18 protein-coding genes are annotated in these 19,360 nt (G+C 44.0%); 5 read left to right on the top strand and 13 right to left on the bottom strand.

Going from position 1 to position 19,360, the window contains the following annotated elements; genetic code table 11:
* Positions 1 to 3: 3 nt before the first annotated feature.
* The 8 genes from CI960_RS08080 to CI960_RS08045 form a co-directional block, all read right to left on the bottom strand.
* Entirely contained in the window at positions 4 to 369 is a 366-nt protein-coding gene (locus CI960_RS08080) for a BlaI/MecI/CopY family transcriptional regulator (RefSeq protein WP_005857360.1), read from the bottom strand.
* Positions 370 to 529: 160 nt separating this feature from the next.
* Positions 530 to 985 (bottom strand): hypothetical protein, encoded by a 456-nt coding sequence (locus tag CI960_RS08075; protein WP_005857362.1) that lies wholly within the window; start codon positions 983 to 985, stop codon positions 530 to 532.
* A gap of 55 nt (positions 986 to 1,040) precedes the next feature.
* Positions 1,041 to 2,861 carry a V-type ATP synthase subunit I gene (locus CI960_RS08070; protein WP_005857364.1) on the bottom strand — a complete coding sequence of 607 codons (1,821 nt, stop codon included), beginning with the start codon at positions 2,859 to 2,861 and terminating at the stop codon, positions 1,041 to 1,043.
* Positions 2,858 to 3,481 carry a V-type ATP synthase subunit D gene (locus CI960_RS08065; protein ID WP_005857366.1) on the bottom strand — a complete coding sequence of 208 codons (624 nt, stop codon included), beginning with the start codon at positions 3,479 to 3,481 and terminating at the stop codon, positions 2,858 to 2,860. Before CI960_RS08065 ends, CI960_RS08070 begins: the two co-directional genes overlap by 4 nt.
* 11 nt (positions 3,482 to 3,492) lie before the next feature.
* A complete protein-coding gene (locus tag CI960_RS08060; protein WP_005857368.1) occupies positions 3,493 to 4,809 on the bottom strand; it encodes a V-type ATP synthase subunit B in 1,317 nt (438 codons plus the stop codon).
* Positions 4,810 to 4,816: 7 nt separating this feature from the next.
* Positions 4,817 to 6,574 (bottom strand): V-type ATP synthase subunit A, encoded by a 1,758-nt coding sequence (locus CI960_RS08055; protein ID WP_005857371.1) that lies wholly within the window; start codon positions 6,572 to 6,574, stop codon positions 4,817 to 4,819.
* 3 nt (positions 6,575 to 6,577) lie between these two features.
* Positions 6,578 to 7,456 carry a DUF2764 domain-containing protein gene (locus tag CI960_RS08050; protein WP_005857373.1) on the bottom strand — a complete coding sequence of 293 codons (879 nt, stop codon included), beginning with the start codon at positions 7,454 to 7,456 and terminating at the stop codon, positions 6,578 to 6,580.
* Between the two features lies 1 nt (position 7,457).
* Positions 7,458 to 8,048: a hypothetical protein gene (locus CI960_RS08045; protein ID WP_005857375.1), complete on the bottom strand. Its 591-nt coding sequence runs from the start codon at positions 8,046 to 8,048 to the stop codon at positions 7,458 to 7,460.
* A gap of 196 nt (positions 8,049 to 8,244) precedes the next feature.
* On the opposite strand from CI960_RS08045, the gene CI960_RS08040 reads away from it, so the two are divergent.
* A complete protein-coding gene (locus CI960_RS08040; RefSeq protein ID WP_005857377.1) occupies positions 8,245 to 8,751 on the top strand; it encodes a GNAT family N-acetyltransferase in 507 nt (168 codons plus the stop codon).
* Positions 8,752 to 8,802: 51 nt separating this feature from the next.
* On the opposite strand, the gene CI960_RS23370 is transcribed toward CI960_RS08040, so the two are convergent.
* Genes CI960_RS23370 through CI960_RS08030 form a run of 3 tightly spaced genes read right to left on the bottom strand, consistent with a single transcriptional unit; the run spans position 8,803 to position 11,162 of the window.
* Entirely contained in the window at positions 8,803 to 8,955 is a 153-nt protein-coding gene (locus CI960_RS23370; protein WP_005857379.1) for a hypothetical protein, read from the bottom strand.
* Between the two features lie 33 nt (positions 8,956 to 8,988).
* Positions 8,989 to 9,903 (bottom strand): DMT family transporter, encoded by a 915-nt coding sequence (locus CI960_RS08035; RefSeq protein WP_005857381.1) that lies wholly within the window; start codon positions 9,901 to 9,903, stop codon positions 8,989 to 8,991.
* A 32-nt stretch (positions 9,904 to 9,935) separates the two neighbouring features.
* Positions 9,936 to 11,162 carry an MFS transporter gene (locus tag CI960_RS08030; protein WP_005857383.1) on the bottom strand — a complete coding sequence of 409 codons (1,227 nt, stop codon included), beginning with the start codon at positions 11,160 to 11,162 and terminating at the stop codon, positions 9,936 to 9,938.
* A gap of 222 nt (positions 11,163 to 11,384) precedes the next feature.
* Here CI960_RS08030 and CI960_RS08025 point away from each other — a divergent pair, with 222 nt between their 5' ends.
* Entirely contained in the window at positions 11,385 to 12,824 is a 1,440-nt protein-coding gene (locus CI960_RS08025; protein ID WP_005857385.1) for a glutamate decarboxylase, read from the top strand.
* 75 nt (positions 12,825 to 12,899) lie between these two features.
* Positions 12,900 to 13,865 carry a glutaminase A gene (glsA, locus tag CI960_RS08020; protein ID WP_005857387.1) on the top strand — a complete coding sequence of 322 codons (966 nt, stop codon included), beginning with the start codon at positions 12,900 to 12,902 and terminating at the stop codon, positions 13,863 to 13,865.
* 110 nt (positions 13,866 to 13,975) lie between these two features.
* Here the strand turns inward: glsA and CI960_RS08015 are convergent, their stop codons facing one another.
* Together CI960_RS08015 and CI960_RS08010 are read right to left on the bottom strand one after the other, a co-directional pair.
* Positions 13,976 to 14,959, bottom strand: coding sequence for a lytic transglycosylase domain-containing protein (locus CI960_RS08015; protein WP_005857389.1), 984 nt, complete (start codon positions 14,957 to 14,959; stop codon positions 13,976 to 13,978).
* Positions 14,934 to 16,277, bottom strand: a complete 1,344-nt coding sequence (locus tag CI960_RS08010) for a gliding motility-associated C-terminal domain-containing protein (RefSeq protein WP_005857391.1) — start codon at positions 16,275 to 16,277, stop codon at positions 14,934 to 14,936. The genes CI960_RS08015 and CI960_RS08010 overlap by 26 nt, the downstream gene beginning before the upstream one ends.
* Before the next feature lie 104 nt (positions 16,278 to 16,381).
* On the opposite strand from CI960_RS08010, the gene CI960_RS08005 reads away from it, so the two are divergent.
* Together CI960_RS08005 and CI960_RS08000 are read left to right on the top strand one after the other, a co-directional pair.
* Positions 16,382 to 18,190, top strand: a complete 1,809-nt coding sequence (locus tag CI960_RS08005) for a LysM peptidoglycan-binding domain-containing protein (RefSeq protein WP_005857393.1) — start codon at positions 16,382 to 16,384, stop codon at positions 18,188 to 18,190.
* Between the two features lie 8 nt (positions 18,191 to 18,198).
* Positions 18,199 to 18,873 (top strand): porin family protein, encoded by a 675-nt coding sequence (locus CI960_RS08000; RefSeq protein ID WP_005857395.1) that lies wholly within the window; start codon positions 18,199 to 18,201, stop codon positions 18,871 to 18,873.
* Positions 18,874 to 19,360 lie beyond the last annotated feature (487 nt).

Raw genomic sequence — 19,360 nt, 5'->3', positions numbered from 1 at the left:
TTCTTATTTACGATTCCCTTGTTCTACATCATCTATTAGTTTTCGCAGATCATCCACAGAGATATCCTCTTCCTTGATCAGCGTAGAGACAACCCCCAGATAAGAATTATTGAAATACTTAGCGATCACATTTTTCAGCGTGCCGTTGCTATACTCCTTTTCTGTTAAGACCGCATAATATTGATAGCTATTCCCGAAATTCTTATGGGCGAGGAAACCTTTCTCCTCCAAGCCTCGGACAATCGTAGAAAGGGTATTGAAATGAGGTTTAGGCTCCTCGTAATATTCAAGTAGCTCCTTCACGAACAATGGGCCTTTCTGCCAGAACCAGCCCATGATTTCTTCTTCTTTCGCCGTAAGTCGTTTCATAACCTTATCTTGTTTGCGACAAAGTAACTAAAACTTTTAGTTACCAAACTAATTCGTATAGTTAATAAACTAAAAGAGATAGTTTATTCATTGATCCAATCAAAAAAGCCGCCCCGGGAATGTCCGGGACGGCCTTTATTATATCCAGATGTTTGAATGATTAGGCGACAGGAATCGTTCCGCCAATCAAGATCACAACCAATAAGGCCAAGATAGCGTATAACTCAGGGAATACGGCCATTACCATCGTAGCACCGAATACGTTGTGTCCGGCACCAACACCAGCGATACCATTCGCGCAAACTTGAGCTTGGCGGATTGAAGAGTAAAAACCAGCGAAACCTAACACTAAACCAGCGCCGAAAACAGCCGTAGCGGCCAACATGGAAATATCAGCGACCAAGAACTTCTGCATCATAAAGTAGCCCACGAATCCATACAAACCCTGTGAAGAAGGCAACGCACTTAAAGCGATGTACGTACCCAGAGCATCCGGATTTTTCTTCATCGCACCTACCACCGCATTACCTGCGATCGTAACACCATAACTACTGCCGATAAAAGTTAAACCTGTCATCAACGCAATACCTACATAAGCTAATAAAATTGGTTCCATAATAAAATGTGTTTTTTAAATTATTCTTTTATTGTTTTATTTTCTCGTTTAATTGTTATGCTTTTCTGAATGGCTCATAAGCCTTACCTCCACCTTCGAACTCTGCGTTCTTGTAATATTCCACGAAGATCAAACGAAGCGGGTGTACCAAGGAGCTGATCGTACAAAGAGCGATATTGATGGAGTGACCCACTAACAAGATCAACAACATACAGATCGCACGTGCCACGATATTCATACCGTCTGTCATCGTAACCGCCAACGTATTAAATACGCCACCCAAGATGGAACCGGTCAGACCGATAGCGAACAAACGAATGTATGATAACGTATCCCCCAGCAATCCGGAGGCCATATTGTACGTGTTCCAAAGTCCGGTACCAAAGTTCAAGAATACGTTCTTGCCCGGTGTATTGTACAAATAAGCGACAACCAGACCCAAGATGGCGATTCCGTAACATACCATAACGACAGCGTTCGGCAAGTGAACGTTCAACATCGGAAGTCCGAACGCCAATGCCAAGGATATGATCACGAACACCCAAGCGAACGGAGCGATACTGTGTTTCGTTCCTTTCTGTATCTTGATCTTGTAAGCAGCGACACATTTACCGAATATGATCTGTACCAAACCGATGACAATAGAGAATGTCATCAAGTTGTCGCTATTCACAAAGTAGTTCTTGATCTTTGACAAAGCCGGGATATCCGCCAAGGCCACTCCGAAGAAAGATCCCGTACAAGTACCCACCAATAAGGCGGCGAAGCCTAAATACTGGAACAAGGTCAAATAAGGCTTGAAGTCCGGGTTCACCTTCTTCTTCAAGATCGTACAAGCGATCATGACCAGCAAACCGTATCCGCCATCGCCAAAACAAAGTCCGAAGAACAGCATAAAGAACGGGGCGAACAACGGGGTCGGATCAAGTTCACCGTAATTAGGCAAGGAGAACATCTTCGTGATAGGCTCGTACAGCTTACTGAATTTATTATTCCGTAACTTGATAGGCACCTTATCTCCATCCTCGATCTCTAATTGCTGGAAGAAATAACCTTGCTTATCCAGCTCGTGCTCCAAGGCCGGAGCGTTTTCCGTCGGCACCCAACCTTCCAACAACATGAGCTTATCACCCGCTTGCCGATCTGTCTGCACTAACGCATTAGAAAGATTAAACTCGTCCTGCAGGTTCTTATCGAATTCCTCCAACGTTTTATAATCCTCCACGGCACGATGTTTCAGCTCATCCTCCACATTCTGGATATCCTTGGTACGTTGATCCAGACGGGCACGCAACTTCGCCAATCCTTGAACCGGCATCTTCGGACGTTCAGCGTCTATATCGATCAAGGTACCTTCCTTGGTAATCGTGATAAAATACGTTACCGATTGGAAGTTATTGATCAGAATGGCGTTATACAGCACGCCCCATTCCGGCTCGTACTTAGCGGTAGGACAGGTAAAGAACGTAACATCGTATCCCGCTCTTTTCAGACGGTTGATATTCTGATAACTGAACTCACCCCATATTTCCATATAAGCCAGATCCTTCTCGATCGATTGCTTGGAAGCGATCAATTGCGCTTTCTTATCTTGCAATTCCTCTATCTTACGCACCAACTTCAAGCCTTCCTCTTTCGTCAACTCACGGGCCGGGGCAAACTTAACGTCTTTCTCCGCCGCATGGAGGTTCTTAAAGTAACGCATCAGCGTATTGATCTGTTTACGCTCAGCCAGAAGCTCTTGCAACCTCTCGTTATCCATCACGGAGTTTGTCTCCTTGATATGGACGACACCTAAGTCACGAAGCGTAGAAAGGAACGTATCATACTCCTTATGGTACACCATAAAGGCATATTTACTCATCTTTACTATCATACCTCGGCCTCCTCTTTTTCTTCTTTTGCCTTACGTTTCTCCTGATTGGCTCTCATGATCTTCTGTGAGGACTTAGAAAGACTCTCCTCGTCTTCCATAAATCGTTTCACCTTACGGATCGCATCCTTATAACCCGGAATCTGTACCTTCTCAAACAGGTTCACCTTCTGAGTGGTCTTTTTCCTAGCATGCTCCAACAACTCCAGCTTCATGCCCGAGAACTCCGCCTCGATACCGGTACGAGCCAGCTTTTTCAGCAACTCGATACCATCCGTATACCATGCGGGGGCATTAAAGAGACTATAGTGTCCGATCTCGAACTTGATCTCGTCCAATAACGGGACGATCACGCCGGCGATCTTCTTCGTGGAAAGCGTCACGTCCTTCACGGAGATCAGCTCCGGATTGAACTCGTTCCACAAAGCCACCATATTCTCGTAACTCTGAATCTCTCGTTCTAGCTGAAGTTCCAATTTATTCACTTCGTCCTTGGTCCGCTTCACCTCGATACGCAGGGCGCTCTCCTTGCTCTTGATCGTAGGCAGGGAGCGTTCACGCATCTTCAGTTGCTTTTCCAATTGCTGAAGAGAGGTTTTATTATATTGAAACTTTATTGCCATGTTTATTTAATTTACTTCCAGTACTTATCAACCAATCCTTGTTTGATATTTACCTCCTCCGGGCTGAAATATCTAGCGAACAATCCCCAAGCTACGTCCAGCATCTCCGTCGTATCCAAGTTTACGTCGATAGCCAACAGCTTAGAAGAATAATCCTTGGCGAAAGACAAGGTACGGTTGTCGTAGTCGGTCAAGTCGAAACCATTCTCCAGCTTGGTCTTAGCGTTGGCGGCATCGGCATACAAACGTACGGCGGCGTTCATTACCTGTGGATGATCCTCACGGGTCTTCTTTCCGGTTACCAGCTGTTTCAAACGAGACAAGCTTCGGAACGGATCGACGATGACCTTACCCACATCGCTATCACGACGCAAATACAACTGACCTTCCGTGATATAACCCGTATTATCAGGTACGGCATGCGTGATATCACCACCGGATAAGGTCGTTACGGCGATAATCGTGATGGAACCTCCCGCCGGGAATTGAACGGCTTTCTCGTAAATCTTCGCCAAATCCGAATACAAGGAACCCGGCATAGAGTCCTTAGACGGGATCTGGTCCATACGGTTTGATACGATCGCCAAGGCATCGGCGTAGTTGGTCATATCGGTAAGCAATACCAAGACCTTCTCGTTCTTCTCCACGGCGAAATACTCAGCGGCGCTCAACGCCATATCCGGGATCAAGATACGCTCTACGGACGGGTCCTCGGTCGTGTTGATAAAACTAACGATACGGTCTAGGGCACCGGCGTTACTAAATGTATTCTTAAAGAACAGGTAGTCGTCGTTCGTCATACCCATACCTCCCAAGATAATCTTATCGGACTTCGCACGCAAGGCTACCATCGCCATAACTTGGTTGAAAGGCTGGTCGGGGTCGGCGAAGAACGGGATCTTCTGACCGGTTACCAAGGTATTATTCAAGTCGATACCGGCGATACCCGTAGCGATTAATTCAGAGGGTTGTTTACGACGTACCGGGTTCACGGACGGACCACCGATCTCGACCTCACGTCCCTCGGGGATCGGACCGCCATCGATAGGCTCGCCATAAGCGTTGAAGAAACGTCCGGCTAACTGGTCACCTACTTTCAAGGAAGGGGCCTTCCCCATGAATACCACCTCGGCATTCGTACGGATACCTTCCGTTCCGGAGAATACCTGCAACGTCACCTCGTCGCCGATAATCTTTACCACCTGAGCCAGCTTTCCGTCTACAGAGGCCAACTCATCATACCCAACTCCCGTTGCTTTCAGCGAACAGGTAGCTTTTGTGATCTGGGTAATCTTCGTATATATTTTTTGAAATGCTTTTGTTGCCATAACTCTTTTAATTTTCGATTCTCTCCTTCAAAAGTTCATCCAGTTCCGTATTAAACTTCTTGAATTGGTCACTCTCATATTCCGAATAGTTCATCTGCTTAAAGATGTTGATCATCTTCTTAAAGTAGTCCATAACCTCAAGGAAGTTATCAAACTTAAACTCTGAACGGCAAACATTTACGACTCTATCCAGCATGAATTCCTGACGTTGCAACGGAGTAACCGCATCAATGGCATCGAAAGCATCCTGTTGCAAGATCACGAAGTCGATCAACTCGGACTTCCAGAATGTAACGTGATACTCGACAGGCACACCATCATCACCCAAGATATTGATTTGCTCGGAGATCTCCTTACCACGCAACATACGGGTCTTGATCTCGTTTACTTTCTCGATCCATTCCGGGGAGATATGTTTAGCGATGTATTCCTGAAACTCCGGATACTCGATATACTTGGAATAACTCTCGATCGGGTTTACGGCCGGATAACGTTTACGGTCGGCTCGCTCCTGCTCCAAGGCATAGAAACAACGGGCCACCTTCTTCGTATTCTCGGTCACCGGCTCCTTCAAGTTACCACCGGCTGGCGATACCGTACCGATGAAAGTGACGGAGCCTGTAGCGTTGTTATTCAAATGAACGAATCCCGCACGAGCGTAGAAGTTCGCCACGATAGCGGACAAGTCCATCGGGAAAGCATCCGGTCCGGGCAACTCCTCCAAACGGTTGGACATCTCACGCAAAGCCTGTGCCCAGCGGGAAGTAGAGTCGGCCATCAACAGAACCTTCAAACCCATGCTGCGATAATACTCGGCGATGGTCATCGCCGTATATACGGATGCCTCACGAGCGGCTACCGGCATGTTGGATGTATTGGCGATAATGATCGTACGTTCCATCAATTTACGTCCCGTATGCGGGTCTACCAATTCCGGGAACTCCGTAAATACCTCTACGACCTCATTCGCACGCTCACCGCAGGCCGCGATAATCACTATATCCGCTTCCGCTTGTTTAGAGATAGCGTGCTGAAGCACCGTCTTGCCCGTACCGAACGGACCGGGGATAAATCCGGTACCACCCTCAACGATCGGGTTCACGGTGTCGATCGTACGAACGCCCGTCTCCAGCAATTTGAATGGACGGGGCTTTTCCTTATAACAAGTGATAGCTTTCTTTACCGGCCATTTCTGGATCATCGTCACGTTTACGTCCGTGCCATTTTCGTCCGTAAGGACAGCCATCGTATCATTGATGGTATATTGTCCGGCTGGAACCACCGATTTCACAGTATAAGATCCCTCGAACTTAAAGGGGACCATAATCTTATGAGGTTGGAAATTCTCGTCCACCTCTCCCAGCCAATCACCGGCGCTCACGGTATCGCCCGCTTTAGCCAGAGGCTTGAAATCCCACTTCTTATCATTGTCCAACGCAAACGTATAATCGCCACGTTTCAAGAATACACCTTCCATCTTGTCCAAGTCATTCTGCAAACCGTCATAGTTGCGGGACAACATACCCGGACCCAGCGTAACTTCCAACATATGCCCTTGGAATTCAGCCTCGTCGCCGACACGCATACCACGTGTGCTCTCAAATACTTGTACAAAGGCATTCTTACCTATCACCTTGATTACTTCCGACATCAGCTTCACGCCTCCGACAGAAATGTAACAGATCTCATTCTGAGAAACCGGACCATCCACCTCTACGGTTACTAGGTTGGATACGATTCCTTTTACAATTCCTTTCGTAGCCATAATTTATTTTATATTGTTTCTTTTAAATTCTTCCAACGCATTCTCACTACCCATCTTCATGGCGCCTACCAATTCACGGAAAGTCTTCTCGCCTCTCGCCTTATCCAAGGTTACCCAGCGCTCTATCATCTCCAATTTCAATAAATAAGCGAATACACTCTCTATGTCGAACGTCTTGAAGAAGGTATTATCGTCCAGCCATTTCCATTTCAAAAGATCGATTTTCTTCTCACGAACGATCAGATCGGTCTCTTCGGCGATGCGTTGTAACTCGGGCAAATATTCCACGGAATCGCCCAAGCCGAAATCACGGGCGTTCGACGTACGGATATTTTCTGCTATCTCATTATGCCCCACGATATAATTGGCCTTATCAAATCCATATTTACGGCAAGTGATCGCAGTAAGAACATTGTTGATATTCAGGTTAAGCTCGAACCAATCAGCCACGAACTTATTCCCACATTTCATGGCATATTCATAATATAACGCAGCCAAGCGGTCTTCCCATGATATATATTCTTTCTCACTTTTGGTGTCCTTAGCCTCTTCGGCTAGATACAGTTTAAAAAAGTCCACGAAATAAGGCGGGAGATTATCATTTTTGGGAATTTTTTCCTCATCCTTCAACGCTTTATATAAAGTATTGAACTCATCATACGTTATTCTTCCTCTTTGATCCGGATCGGAGTCCGGTCTTTTAGCGTGAGCCAGCAGATTTATATTATCATATTTCAAATAAAATAAATCAATCAGCTTTTTATCCTTAGAAGATAGCATATCCTCTACTTCCGTCCGGAACTCACAGACCGAATAGGCTAGTTTACTATCATCCAACGCTATGTTAGGAAGTCCGGAGATTAAGTAGTAATACTTACTCATATCAGAACAGCATTTCTACTAATTGCGGACGCAAGAACTCTTTAAAGAACTCGATGAACTCGTCTTCGCCAAACGTCACTTTATAAGACCCATCCGCCGGGATAATAGAGAAAGACGCTTTCTTTCCGCTTACCTTCTCGATCTTATACCCTTTCTCTAGCAAGCCTTTGGCATTGGCCTCAAAATACGCCTTCAAGCCATCGGAATCAGAAGCTTGGATAGTCAAGAACTCATTAGCGGGCCAGCTTTTCACAAGCTCAAGGATCACTTTCTGCATATAGGCGGGATCCATCAACGCCGCTTTCACATTCGAACTAGCGATATCACCAGTGATAAGGTTTGTCACCTCGCTCTTTAATGCCTCGACAGACTGGGTGGCGAACAATTTCAATTCGGCTTCCGTATTCTTCTTCAACTCGGCAGCTTGTTTCTCTGCAGCCGCTACGATACGTTTCGCTTCCGCTTCCGCATCTTTAAGAATCGTATCCTTTTGAGCATTGGCCTCGGCGATTATACGCCCCGCTTCTTCGTTCCCCTTCTCTACACCTTCCTTGTAGATCTTGTCTGTTAGTTCCTGAATCTTTGTATCCATTTCCTATTATGTATTTGAATTGTATTTTTCAATAGTAAACGCCCACAAAGTTATTATTTTTCGCGGATTAACATCAAAATAAGTGTGAAATCAAGCTAAAAAACAACACTAGTCAAGTAAAATTCTATTTACATTCGTCTATATTGTATTTTTGTTCGTCTATTTGTATCTTTGTGAGTCAAAATACAAAATTAACATGTTTACGATTAGAAAAGCGACTATTGATGATCGTTCTCTTATTCATGATCTTGCCTCACGCATTTGGGAGAACACGTATGGAAAGATACTTTCTAAAGAGCAATTGGATTATATGTTCGATATGATGTACGCTCCGGATAACATTCTTAAACAAATGGAAGAGTTACATCATCAATATTTTATTATATTGGCGGACGATATGCCGGCAGGCTATTTATCCATAGAGAAAACAGGTGAAAACACGTACAATTTTCAAAAGATCTATTCCCTACCGGAAATGCATGGCACGGGAATCGGGCGTTTTATCATCGAACAAGGTATTAACTATTTGAAGGAGGTACATACCGGACCTTTCACTATAGAATTATATGTAAACCGCTACAATCCCGCCATAGGCTTCTACAGACATATGGGATTACGGGAAATAGGCACACGGGACCATCATATAGGAAACGGCTATTTCATGAACGATTATATCATGGGCATGGAAGTGGAGAATAAATAGACAGTCATCCCCTATTCATATATTTATATATAGAATAGGGGATGATGATTGTCAACGGGTCTTCCCTCTTTTCGGATTACGAGGTTTCTCTAGGATTCGTACACTACTAACTTTTACAGAGTAAATAACAGCGATCCTATCATTCTTCGGATTCTCAATCGCAAGTTGAGAGTTCCAGATTTTCTTTTCTTGTTTTTTATCCATAACGCTACAATTTAATAGTTCATATTTAATAAGTCAAACCTTGACTGTCTTTTTCTCTTTTCCTTCCGCTATCTCAACCAGATAAACCCCGGCGCAAATACAGATAATGGCGAACGTCTGTGTCCAACTGAAACGGTCTTGCCCGATCAATAGGGATGTAATCGTTGCCACGATCAAGATCAGATAGCCATAAATAGCCACCAACGTAGTTTTCAAATACTTCAATCCGATAGGAATCAACAGATAACTGATTACCGTAGGGAAAATAAGCACAAACATCAATACGGCAAAAGGCCACCAATGAAATGGCTCCGAGAATAAAGGAGCATGAAAGCCTTCTATCGGCAAAATCAATAGACTGGAGAAAGCGGCGCCCGTGAATGTATATCGAAGCATCGTCATCGTCCCTACTTTTTGTAAGATCCGCTGGCTTAAGACCAAATACACGGCATAAAACACGGAGCTAGCCAAGCATAGCATATTTCCATTAAAAGCGTCCGCCGCTAAATCGTCGCTTTGCTGGGTCAAGATGCAAACCAAGGCCCCGGATAAACCAATCAAGATACCGAGTATTTTCATCCAAGTAGCCTTTTCCTTATAAAAGAATACCATAATCAAAAATACCCAGATCGGTTGCAAGCTCGTGAAAATAGAACTTGAGACCGGCGTTGTCTTACTAAGCCCCACTAAATAAAGAAACATAAAACCATAGATACCGATAGCGCCTAGTAAAAATAGCCACACCTTATCTTTCGTCGTAGAAACCTCCGGTTTCATAAACCAGCCGATCACCCAAAACGCCACGGCCGCAAACACGCATCGGAAAGAAGCGCCCGTCAACGGGCTCATCCATAAGGGAAGCAAGTATTTCAAGGCGTTCATATTCAATCCACTGAAAGTTTTTGAGACCACCATGCTAATATTAGCTTCTGTTTTCTTATTTTTCACTGTCTATCATTTTTTAGTTTTATATTCGTAAATCAAATTTTATCGTTGAAAAGAAACGAGTCTCGTTTTACATAAGCCCAGATCGTAGCGACCAGCGCAATACAGAGATTAAAAATAAACGCGAATTGCTGGCTCTTGACATGGAGTATAGACTGGAAGAAATCGATAATAAACGGACAAAGTAATATCGCCAAATAATTCATCGCCATCACGAAAGCTAATGCCAATGTAACTTTCTCAGGAATGGCCGTACGAGTCGTTTTATCATAAGCGATTGGCTGGATAACACCATATCCGAAACCGATAAAAATACATCCCAATCCAATTAGCCATTCCGTACGAGATATCAAAATCAAGGCCATCCCTAAAGCGATCGCCAATAGACTGACAAATTTTGTCTTTTGCTTAAATAAATCAACGATCTGATTCAAGATAAAACCGGGAGCCATAATAGCCAAGAAAAACAATGAAATCATTAATCCGGAATTACCGCTTGTAAACTTATATTCCTTCATTAAAAACGGTAAGTTAAAGCTGACTATAATCACTAAATACGTAGCCAATCCATAAAAACACATGATTTGTACCAGATGCTTTATATCCACACCATATTTACCCGGAACCGTGACGGGATCTGCCGCAACAGGGGCTTTCACTTCTGATTTCGATACGATCGCCGGCTCATTCTCCATACTCCTTTTCAAGTATACGGAAAGTACGATGGAAATCAAGGGCAATAGATAAACGGCAAACGGTAAATGCCAATTCACCTCCGCCAGATATCCCGTTAAGATCGTGGCTAATACCAACGTTACATTTGTAATAGCAGAACTTAAACCAAATTGCTTCGTCCGGTATTTCCCGATAAAGAAACGAGAAATCAAACCGGTCGATAAGGGTACGATCAAGCCAGATCCGATTCCCATTAAGGCGCTCACCGCTATCAACTGCCACATCTTATTAGAGAGTAAGTATAGAATACCACTTAGGGCAAAGATCACCAAGCCTAATTGCAATAGACGTATCTCATTTACTTTCTCCGTTAATTTACCCGACAATATAATAAATGGAATTATCAATAACGATGGCAAAGAGGAAAGCATCTGAATATCCAGTTCCGTAGAATGAGGAAAAATAACGGAAAGTTTCCCTAATATCGGAGAAACCGCTAAACCCGGTAATGCATTTAAAGCGGAGATAGACCATATCCCTACCAGAGTTATAAGGGGAATTGTGCCCCGGCCTGTCTGTATTCTCATAAAGATTTAGTTTTACGTTTTTATCTAATCAAAACAAACATTTTATGTGAAAGTTCATCATTTTCGCTCTTTCCAAGAGGACTGGACTTGTATCGCTAATAAACCCCAAATAATGTAAATCCAAAAAACATTCCAATCCATAATCTGTTTTGGCATAAACGCTCAGTGGAAGCAGTATTCCATTGACTCAAATCATTTTATTAACAAAAAAACTAAAGAAAAATGAAAGACTCAAATTTCAGAAATGGCGATGCCAAAACAGCGATTTTTGGCTCAGAAGTGATGTTGACACCCTCTCCTGTAGATAAGATTCCAGATGGCCCTACAACCCCGGAGATCGCTTATCAAATGGTTAAAGACGAGACTTTCGCACAAACACAGCCTCGCTTGAACCTAGCTACATTCGTTACTACGTATATGGACGAGTACGCGACAAAATTGATGAACGAAGCTATCAACATCAACTATATTGACGAAACAGAGTATCCGAGAATCGCTGTTATGAACGCCAAATGTATTAATATCATGGCGAGTCTTTGGAATTCTCCCGAGCAAGAAAAATGGAAAACCGGAGCCTTGGCTATCGGTTCTTCAGAGGCTTGTATGCTAGGTGGTGTAGCCGCTTGGTTACGTTGGCGCAAAAAGAGACAAGCACAAGGTAAACCAACTGACAAGCCTAATTTCGTGATCTCTACTGGCTTCCAAGTCGTATGGGAGAAATTCGCCCAGCTATGGCAAATCGAAATGCGTGAAGTTCCCTTGACTTTAGACAAGACGACACTTGATCCGGAAGAAGCGCTTAAGATGTGTGACGAGAACACGATTTGTATCGTTCCTATCCAAGGTGTAACATGGACAGGACTGAACGATGACGTAGAAGCCTTGGACAAAGCGCTCGACGCATACAATGCCAAGACCGGTTATGATATACCTATCCACGTAGATGCCGCCAGCGGTGGTTTTATCCTTCCGTTCTTAAGCCCGGAGACAAAATGGGACTTCCGTTTGAAATGGGTTCTTTCTATCAGCACATCCGGACATAAATTCGGATTGGTTTACCCGGGATTGGGTTGGGTTGTTTGGAAAGACAAGAAATATTTGCCGGAAGAAATGGCATTCAGCGTAAACTATCTTGGAGCGAATATCACTCAGGTTGGTTTGAACTTCTCTCGTCCTGCCGCACAAATCCTCGGACAATACTATCAGTTTATCCGTCTCGGATTCGAGGGCTACAAACAAATCCAATATAACAGTATGGAAATCACGAAATACATCCACCAAGAAATCGGTAAGATGGCCCCATTCGTTAATTACAGCAACGAGGTTGTGAATCCATTGTTTATTTGGTACATGAAACCGGATTACGCTAAGAACGCCAAATGGACACTTTACGATTTGCAAGATAAATTGCAACAAAGCGGTTGGATGGTTCCAGCGTATACACTACCGAAGAAGCTGGATAACTACGTGGTTATGCGTGTCGTAGTTCGTCAAGGTTTCAGCCGTGATATGGCCGATATGTTATTAGGTGATATCAAGAACGCTGTAGAGGCATTGGAGAAACTTGAATATCCGACTCCTACTCGCATCGCTCAAGACAAAAACGTTCCGGTTAAGGGTAAGGTATTTACTCACACCGCAATGAGCAACGCTAAGAAATAAAAACAAAATTCATCAAGGCGTGCATGAAAGGACTATCAGTGTTTTCATACACGCCTTCTTTAATCCAATTCATATATGGACAAAAAAATAACGATCGCCCAAATAAAGGAAGTAGCTCAACAGGCTTACGATCTTTACAAGACAAATACGGATGGTAAGAATGCCGATTACATTCCTTATCTGGCGAATATCAATAAAAATCTATTCGGAATCAGTATTTGCCTTTTAAACGGACAAACCATCGAGGTGGGGGATTCCGAATATCGTTTCGGTATCGAATCCGTATCGAAAGTACACACAGCTATCTTGGTACTGCGCCAATACGGAGCGAAAGAATTATTGGAGAAAATTGGTGCCGACGCTACCGGATTGCCATTTAACTCCATCATCGCTATCCTATTGGAAAACGACCATCCTTCTACCCCATTGGTAAATGCCGGCGCTATCACGGCTTGTAGTATGGTGAAGCCTGTCGGTGATTCCAAACAGAAGTGGGATGCTATCGTAGCCAATATCACGGATTTATGCGGAAGCGCACCGCAGTTGATCGACGAACTCTACAAATCCGAGTCCGCAACGAACTTCAATAACCGCTCCATCGCTTGGTTGCTAAAGAATTACAATCGCATTTATGACGATCCGGATATGTCTTTGGATCTGTATACCCGCCAATGTTCTTTGGGTATCACGGCTAAGCAACTATCTGTCGCTGCCGCTACGGTCGCAAATTTAGGTCTTAATCCTGTGACAAAGAAACAAGTATTCGATGCAGAGTTATCTCCGAAGATCACTTCCATGATCTCTACCGTAGGTTTTTATGAACACACCGGTGATTGGTTGTACACTTCCGGTATTCCCGCAAAAACTGGTGTAGGCGGTGGTGTCATGGGTGTACTTCCCGGACAATTCGGTATTTCCGCATTCGCTCCTCCTATTGACCAAGCTGGTAACTCTGTAAAGGCACAGCTTGCTATTAAGTATGTAATGAATAAACTCGGATTGAACGTGTTCAACGGTCACCGTGTGACGATCGTTGACTAATAGACAGAATCAGTTTAAACGAGAAGTAGTATAGAAAAAGTGTTTCATTACGATGGGCTGTTATACCATCTAAATGAAACACTTTATTTTTTGTATCAATAAAAATCGGATCAATTCTCCGACACGACCCAAGCCGAATCGTATACTTCCGTATTCGGGGTCTTATAATACATATCCTTTTCTTGAGGAATGCTTAATTTATAGGTCTTCCCACCTGTCACCAACTTCCGATCACGGAGCCAAGGATTAAAACGTTTCAAGTCCGCATAAGTGATCCCATGCTCTTTAGCGAAGGCCGACAGATTCTGTATATCTTGGCTTACAGCCACGTCTACGGTAGGGATCGGCTTATACAGGTCACGGGCACGAAGCACAAAACCGTATTTCGACGGATTCTCGAAAATTTGCTTAATCGCCATGATTCGATAAATATAACGGGTAGTCTCCTCCACCAGCCAGAGATCAAAGGAGGAATCCGCATCTTGTTTGACCAGCTCACCGGATATACGTCCCATGCCGCCATTATAAGAAGCGGCTACCGCCGCCCAATCTCCATATTTCTTATAGGCGGCTTTCAAATAGCGGCAAGCGGCCCCAGTAGCTTTCTCCACATGGCAACGCTCGTCGACCGTCGGGGTGATTGTCAAACCATACTCCCTTGCCGTGCCCTCCAGTAATTGCCACATCCCGACAGCACGAGCCGGAGAGGATACACGGGGGTCCAAATGGCTTTCTATCACCGCTAGATATTTGAAATCATCGGGAATGCCGTTCGCCTTCAAGATCGGCTCGATCACCGGGAAATAACGGTTCGCCCGCTTGATCAGAAGCATCGTCGTAGAATGGAAATAAGTAAAGCTACTCAATTCACGGTCATAGGCTTCCCGCATATCATAGCGGGTAATATCGATTAGTTTCCCACAAAAAGGAACCGAGGACGGAACATCCGGAGACAGGGTCATGGACGAGACAACCGGACGGCTCTCTATCACTTTTTCCACGTCATTCGAACTCATCGAGATACATGCGGTCAAGCAAACGACGCCTCCACATAAAAAACTAGCTAAATTATTCTTGGATATTCTCATTTTCATCTTGAATTGTTTTAGGTCTAAGAATGTTTATATCGCCTTTTTCCTTGTACTTAATGCCATCGGAACCTTCGGCTTCTATCACATAAAAATACACACCCGGCTGAACGTATTTACCGCCCTTCTTTCCATCCCATCCTTGGGCCGGATCTGTCCAGTAATACATCTGTAGGCCCCAGCGATTAAATATCCATGCCTTAAATTTCACCAACGACTTATAGGCAACCCGGAACTCATCATTAATTCCGGGCGTGGTACCCGGGGAGAATGCGTTCGGTATCATCAGATAAGACTCCGAGATATCAATCTGAACCTCATCTTCCGTGCTGCAAGTAGTGCTTTGGTCGCTTACTTCCAACTTGATGATAAAAGTCCCGGATTGGTTGAACGTATAATCCACCTCCTCACCCGTAAAACGAACAACCGGATTATCTTCTTCCCCTTGCCGATAGATTTTCCAATTAAACAGGGCGGCTGTCGGCGTATTCGCGATAGCCGAAAATTGAACAGTGGCGGGAGCGCAATAACCGCTCTTCGTCGTATTCATATTCGGGGCCTCTTGCTCAATCAGCAACGTGTCTATATGAGCATCTACCGCAGCGGCCTGATATTCATCGATACAAAGCGTAACCTCCTTTCCAAAATGACGAGCGAAATAATCGCCTTTCACACAGATCTCCGTATCACACCAAGGAGCGGGAATGGATTTACCGAACAAATTGCCCTCGATGACCGCCGTCTCTTGTTTAGAGGTATATTCTTTTTTATCCGAATTATATTCCAATGTATTATAAATAACATCAAATTGGCGAGACAGTTCACGTCTTGTTCCCGTATTCGGCCAATAATAATAAATAGGTTGGATCGTACCTGTCCCAGCCAAGACCAATCCGCTACATGGATCGCTATTATCGGAGACATGCAGGTTGGATATGTTTAAGGTGTATTTGCTGTAATCAACGATCCAGACGTAACGAGATACGGCTCCTTCCTCGACAAAATAGCCATATCCCTCCTCTACATTCCGAATGGTGGAAGTAGTTCCATTTTGGGTGGAGGCCACCTTCTCGGCCTCCAATCGCTTGGTTTTATAACGATACCATTGATGCGAAGAAGAAGAGGATGAGGTATAACTAATCGTCACGTTATCCATTCCATACACCAAGTAGACCTCAAGTCGCTCGGCGGAATCGCCGGAACTCTGCGTGGCTTTCATCGGGCTACCACTTCCTCCCGTCACCACATACTGGGCACACGAGACAGCCGCTACAAACACAAAACTTAGCGATAACAGTATCTTTCTTAATTCCTTCTTTAGCATATATAGTCTAAAAATTACGGTTCCAAAATTAGGGAAATAAAAGGACATACGTAGCATGATAAGCAAAATTCACTATCTTTGTCACAAAATACTCCGAACAGCAAATGAACAAGATTAGTATATACGCATTGACGTTCTTTTTAAGTTTATCGAGCGTAACCGTTTATTCCCAAAAGAATAATAAGCAAGTTATTTTTACTAACGAACAAGGGAGCGATATATTTTATCATACCATCGAACGCGGACAAACCGTATACGCCATAGCGACCATGTATGGCGTAAGCGTAGAGGATATTTATCGGTTGAATCCGGAAAGTAAAGAAGGGATCAAGGCCGGTTCTACGTTAAGAATCCCGCAGAAGGACTCCGCTATCGCACCTTCCGGCAAAGCAGATAACTATACATACCATACGATCCAGCCGAAAGAGACCTTGTACTCTTTATCCATTAAATATTCAGTGCCCGCCACGGATATTATCGCCGCCAATCCGGGTCTCTCCACATCGACCTTTACGATTGGCAAGAATATCCGGATCCCGCCGACACGACTGGAAACCTTGCCTACTACGGAAAAAAAGACCGTACAGAAGGAAATGGAATATACCATACAGAAAAAAGAGACCATGTACCGTATCTGCCGGAAGTTCGATATTTCCAGCGCGGAGCTTTTAAGACTCAACCCCGAGCTGAAAAACGGAGTAAAAGCGGGCATGGTTATCAAGATACCGGTAGCCAGTGAAGAAGTGATCACCCAAAACATAAGACAGCCGGAAGAGCGTGAGGTGAACGCCCTCCTCTCTACTCCTAAAGATATAAAGAAGGTGAACCGTATCCAAGTCGCCTTATTGTTGCCGTTCATGACGAACGAGACAACGCAATCATCCGCGACCTCCCGTTTCGTGGAATATTACGAGGGATTGCTATTGGCGGTCGACAGCTTACGAAATATGGGAACCTCTATCGAGCTATCGGTATATGATACTGGAAACGGTACGAAGAAAGTCAAGGAGATATTGAAAGAAGATGCGTTATCAAACGCTAATTTGATCATTGGTGCCGTACAGAACGACCAAATCGGATTGATCGCAGATTTCGCTCAAAAGCACAATATCAAATACGTGATCCCTTTCACCTCCAAGAATGATGATGTCTTGTCAAACGCAAATGTTTATCAAGTAAACACGCCTCATTCCTATTTATACTCCAAGGCGGCGCAAGCCGGATGCGATTTATTCTCGGATTACAATATCATACTTGTCAATATAAAGGATAAAGAAGAAAAGCCGGAATTTATCAAAGCCTTCAAGACGGAGATGCAGCAACGCGATATCCCGTTCAAGGAAGTAACTTATAAAGGGGATACTTTCGCCACGGATATAGAGGCAGCCATGGTAAGGGACAAGCGGAATGTGGTATTGCCAACCTCCGCCTCCTTAGATGCGGTGAATAAGATCAAGGCACCGCTCCGTATGCTTTCCGAGTTGAAAGAGGATGAGAAAGAGCCTTATATGGTCAACCTATTCGGTTATCCGGAATGGCAGACCTATACAAGAGAGTGTCTGGAGGACTTCTACGCATTGAACACCTATATCTATAGTAATTTCTATGCGGACAACTTATCTCCGGAAGTCCATAGCTTTTATTCCGATTATAAAAACTGGTATAGCAAGAATTTAATCAACACATTCCCGAAATATGGAATCCTAGGCTTTGACACAGGTATGTATTTCCTAGGCGCCATCAATAAATATGGCTCGAACTTCGAGAATAATTTAGACAAAATCCATTATAAGAGCATCCAAACCGGATTCGATTTCCATAGAGTGAATAATTGGGGCGGTTTTATCAATACGAACTTGTTTATTGTACATTACAAGAATGATTATACGGTAACCCGCAGTGAGGTAAGATAATTGATATGATGACGAAAAAGATATTTGTAGCGATATTTCTGTGCATGGCAAGCTTATCGATTTGCCATGCGCAGAAAAGTACTTTTAAGCAAGAGCTTGCGGTTGGAGCGTCCTTCGGATTAAATTTCTCTAGCGTAAGTTTTGCCCCAAAAGTCCCTACGAAGATGAAACTTGGGTTTAACGGGGGAGCGACGATACGTTGGAATACGGAACCCAATTTAGGCATACAGGCGGAATTGAACTTTACCCAACATGGATGGGAAGAGAAGTTTGAGGAGAAACCTCAATATAAATATAGCCGTACGGTAAACTATATGGAGCTTCCGTTCTTGACGCACATCCATTTCGGAAGCAAGCGAGTGCGTGTATTCGTCAATCTAGGGCCTAAAATCGGTTATGCGCTGAGCGAAAGCACGGAGTCGAACCTTAATGGCGAGAACCCGAACGCGAACCGTCCGGACGAACAACATACATTGGAAGTCCAAAAGAAGTTCGATTGGGGGCTTTGCGGCGGACCGGGAATCGAGCTCCGCACCGGAATAGGCTCTTTCCTGTTGGAAGGTCGTTATTACTATGCGCTGGGCGATATGTTCAATAGCCGTAAAGGAGACACATTCTCTAAATCTTCCAGCCAAATAATATCCGCGAAACTAACCTATCTGATTCCCATCTTTAGTAAATAAGGGGGATGGACTCGTGATATCGTAACAATCAATTGAAGATCTGTGCCGCAAGTAACCTCACACAAGGGATAAGAACGGTGGATAGTATAGCCAATCTCCGGACGATCTGATCTTTTCACACCTGTGAAGAGATCTTTTCACGCTCGTGATACGATCGTTTCACCCTTGTGAAAAGATCATTTCACATCCGTGAAATGATCTTTGGATACAGGCGTACAAGCTACTTCCGATAATACCTTTATCCAACAGGAAGGTTCTACAGTAATAAATCATGAATACAATGGGGAACGCATCTAACTATCATTATTGTTGAGGTGACCTACTATAAAAGAAAAGGCCATCCGTCACGGACAGCCAATCTCATTGTTAACCTTAAATCTAATACCATGAAAAACACAGTGCAAATATAGAGACTTTATGTTATGCAGCATAATTTTCCAACAAGAAAAGCTTACTCATTAACTTTATTTAAGACAAACATGCTATA

It is taken from the genome of Parabacteroides sp. CT06, from assembly GCF_002257605.1.
Classification (GTDB): Bacteria; Bacteroidota; Bacteroidia; order Bacteroidales; family Tannerellaceae; genus Parabacteroides; species Parabacteroides distasonis.
This window is presented reverse-complemented; position numbering and strand designations above follow the sequence as displayed.

Excerpts from the sequence above, each read along its gene's own strand:
- CI960_RS08080 (WP_005857360.1), bottom strand. The coding sequence starts at position 369 with ATGAAACGACTTACGGCGAAAGAAGAAGAAATCATGGGCTGGTTCTGG.
- CI960_RS08075 (WP_005857362.1), bottom strand. The coding sequence starts at position 985 with ATGGAACCAATTTTATTAGCTTATGTAGGTATTGCGTTGATGACAGGT.
- CI960_RS08070 (WP_005857364.1), bottom strand. The coding sequence starts at position 2,861 with ATGATAGTAAAGATGAGTAAATATGCCTTTATGGTGTACCATAAGGAG.
- CI960_RS08065 (WP_005857366.1), bottom strand. The coding sequence starts at position 3,481 with ATGGCAATAAAGTTTCAATATAATAAAACCTCTCTTCAGCAATTGGAA.
- CI960_RS08060 (WP_005857368.1), bottom strand. The coding sequence starts at position 4,809 with ATGGCAACAAAAGCATTTCAAAAAATATATACGAAGATTACCCAGATC.
- CI960_RS08055 (WP_005857371.1), bottom strand. The coding sequence starts at position 6,574 with ATGGCTACGAAAGGAATTGTAAAAGGAATCGTATCCAACCTAGTAACC.
- CI960_RS08050 (WP_005857373.1), bottom strand. The coding sequence starts at position 7,456 with ATGAGTAAGTATTACTACTTAATCTCCGGACTTCCTAACATAGCGTTG.
- CI960_RS08045 (WP_005857375.1), bottom strand. The coding sequence starts at position 8,048 with ATGGATACAAAGATTCAGGAACTAACAGACAAGATCTACAAGGAAGGT.
- CI960_RS08040 (WP_005857377.1), top strand. The coding sequence starts at position 8,245 with ATGTTTACGATTAGAAAAGCGACTATTGATGATCGTTCTCTTATTCAT.
- CI960_RS23370 (WP_005857379.1), bottom strand. The coding sequence starts at position 8,955 with ATGGATAAAAAACAAGAAAAGAAAATCTGGAACTCTCAACTTGCGATT.
- CI960_RS08030 (WP_005857383.1), bottom strand. The coding sequence starts at position 11,162 with ATGAGAATACAGACAGGCCGGGGCACAATTCCCCTTATAACTCTGGTA.
- CI960_RS08025 (WP_005857385.1), top strand. The coding sequence starts at position 11,385 with ATGAAAGACTCAAATTTCAGAAATGGCGATGCCAAAACAGCGATTTTT.
- glsA (WP_005857387.1), top strand. The coding sequence starts at position 12,900 with ATGGACAAAAAAATAACGATCGCCCAAATAAAGGAAGTAGCTCAACAG.
- CI960_RS08015 (WP_005857389.1), bottom strand. The coding sequence starts at position 14,959 with ATGAAAATGAGAATATCCAAGAATAATTTAGCTAGTTTTTTATGTGGA.
- CI960_RS08010 (WP_005857391.1), bottom strand. The coding sequence starts at position 16,277 with ATGCTAAAGAAGGAATTAAGAAAGATACTGTTATCGCTAAGTTTTGTG.
- CI960_RS08005 (WP_005857393.1), top strand. The coding sequence starts at position 16,382 with ATGAACAAGATTAGTATATACGCATTGACGTTCTTTTTAAGTTTATCG.
- CI960_RS08000 (WP_005857395.1), top strand. The coding sequence starts at position 18,199 with ATGACGAAAAAGATATTTGTAGCGATATTTCTGTGCATGGCAAGCTTA.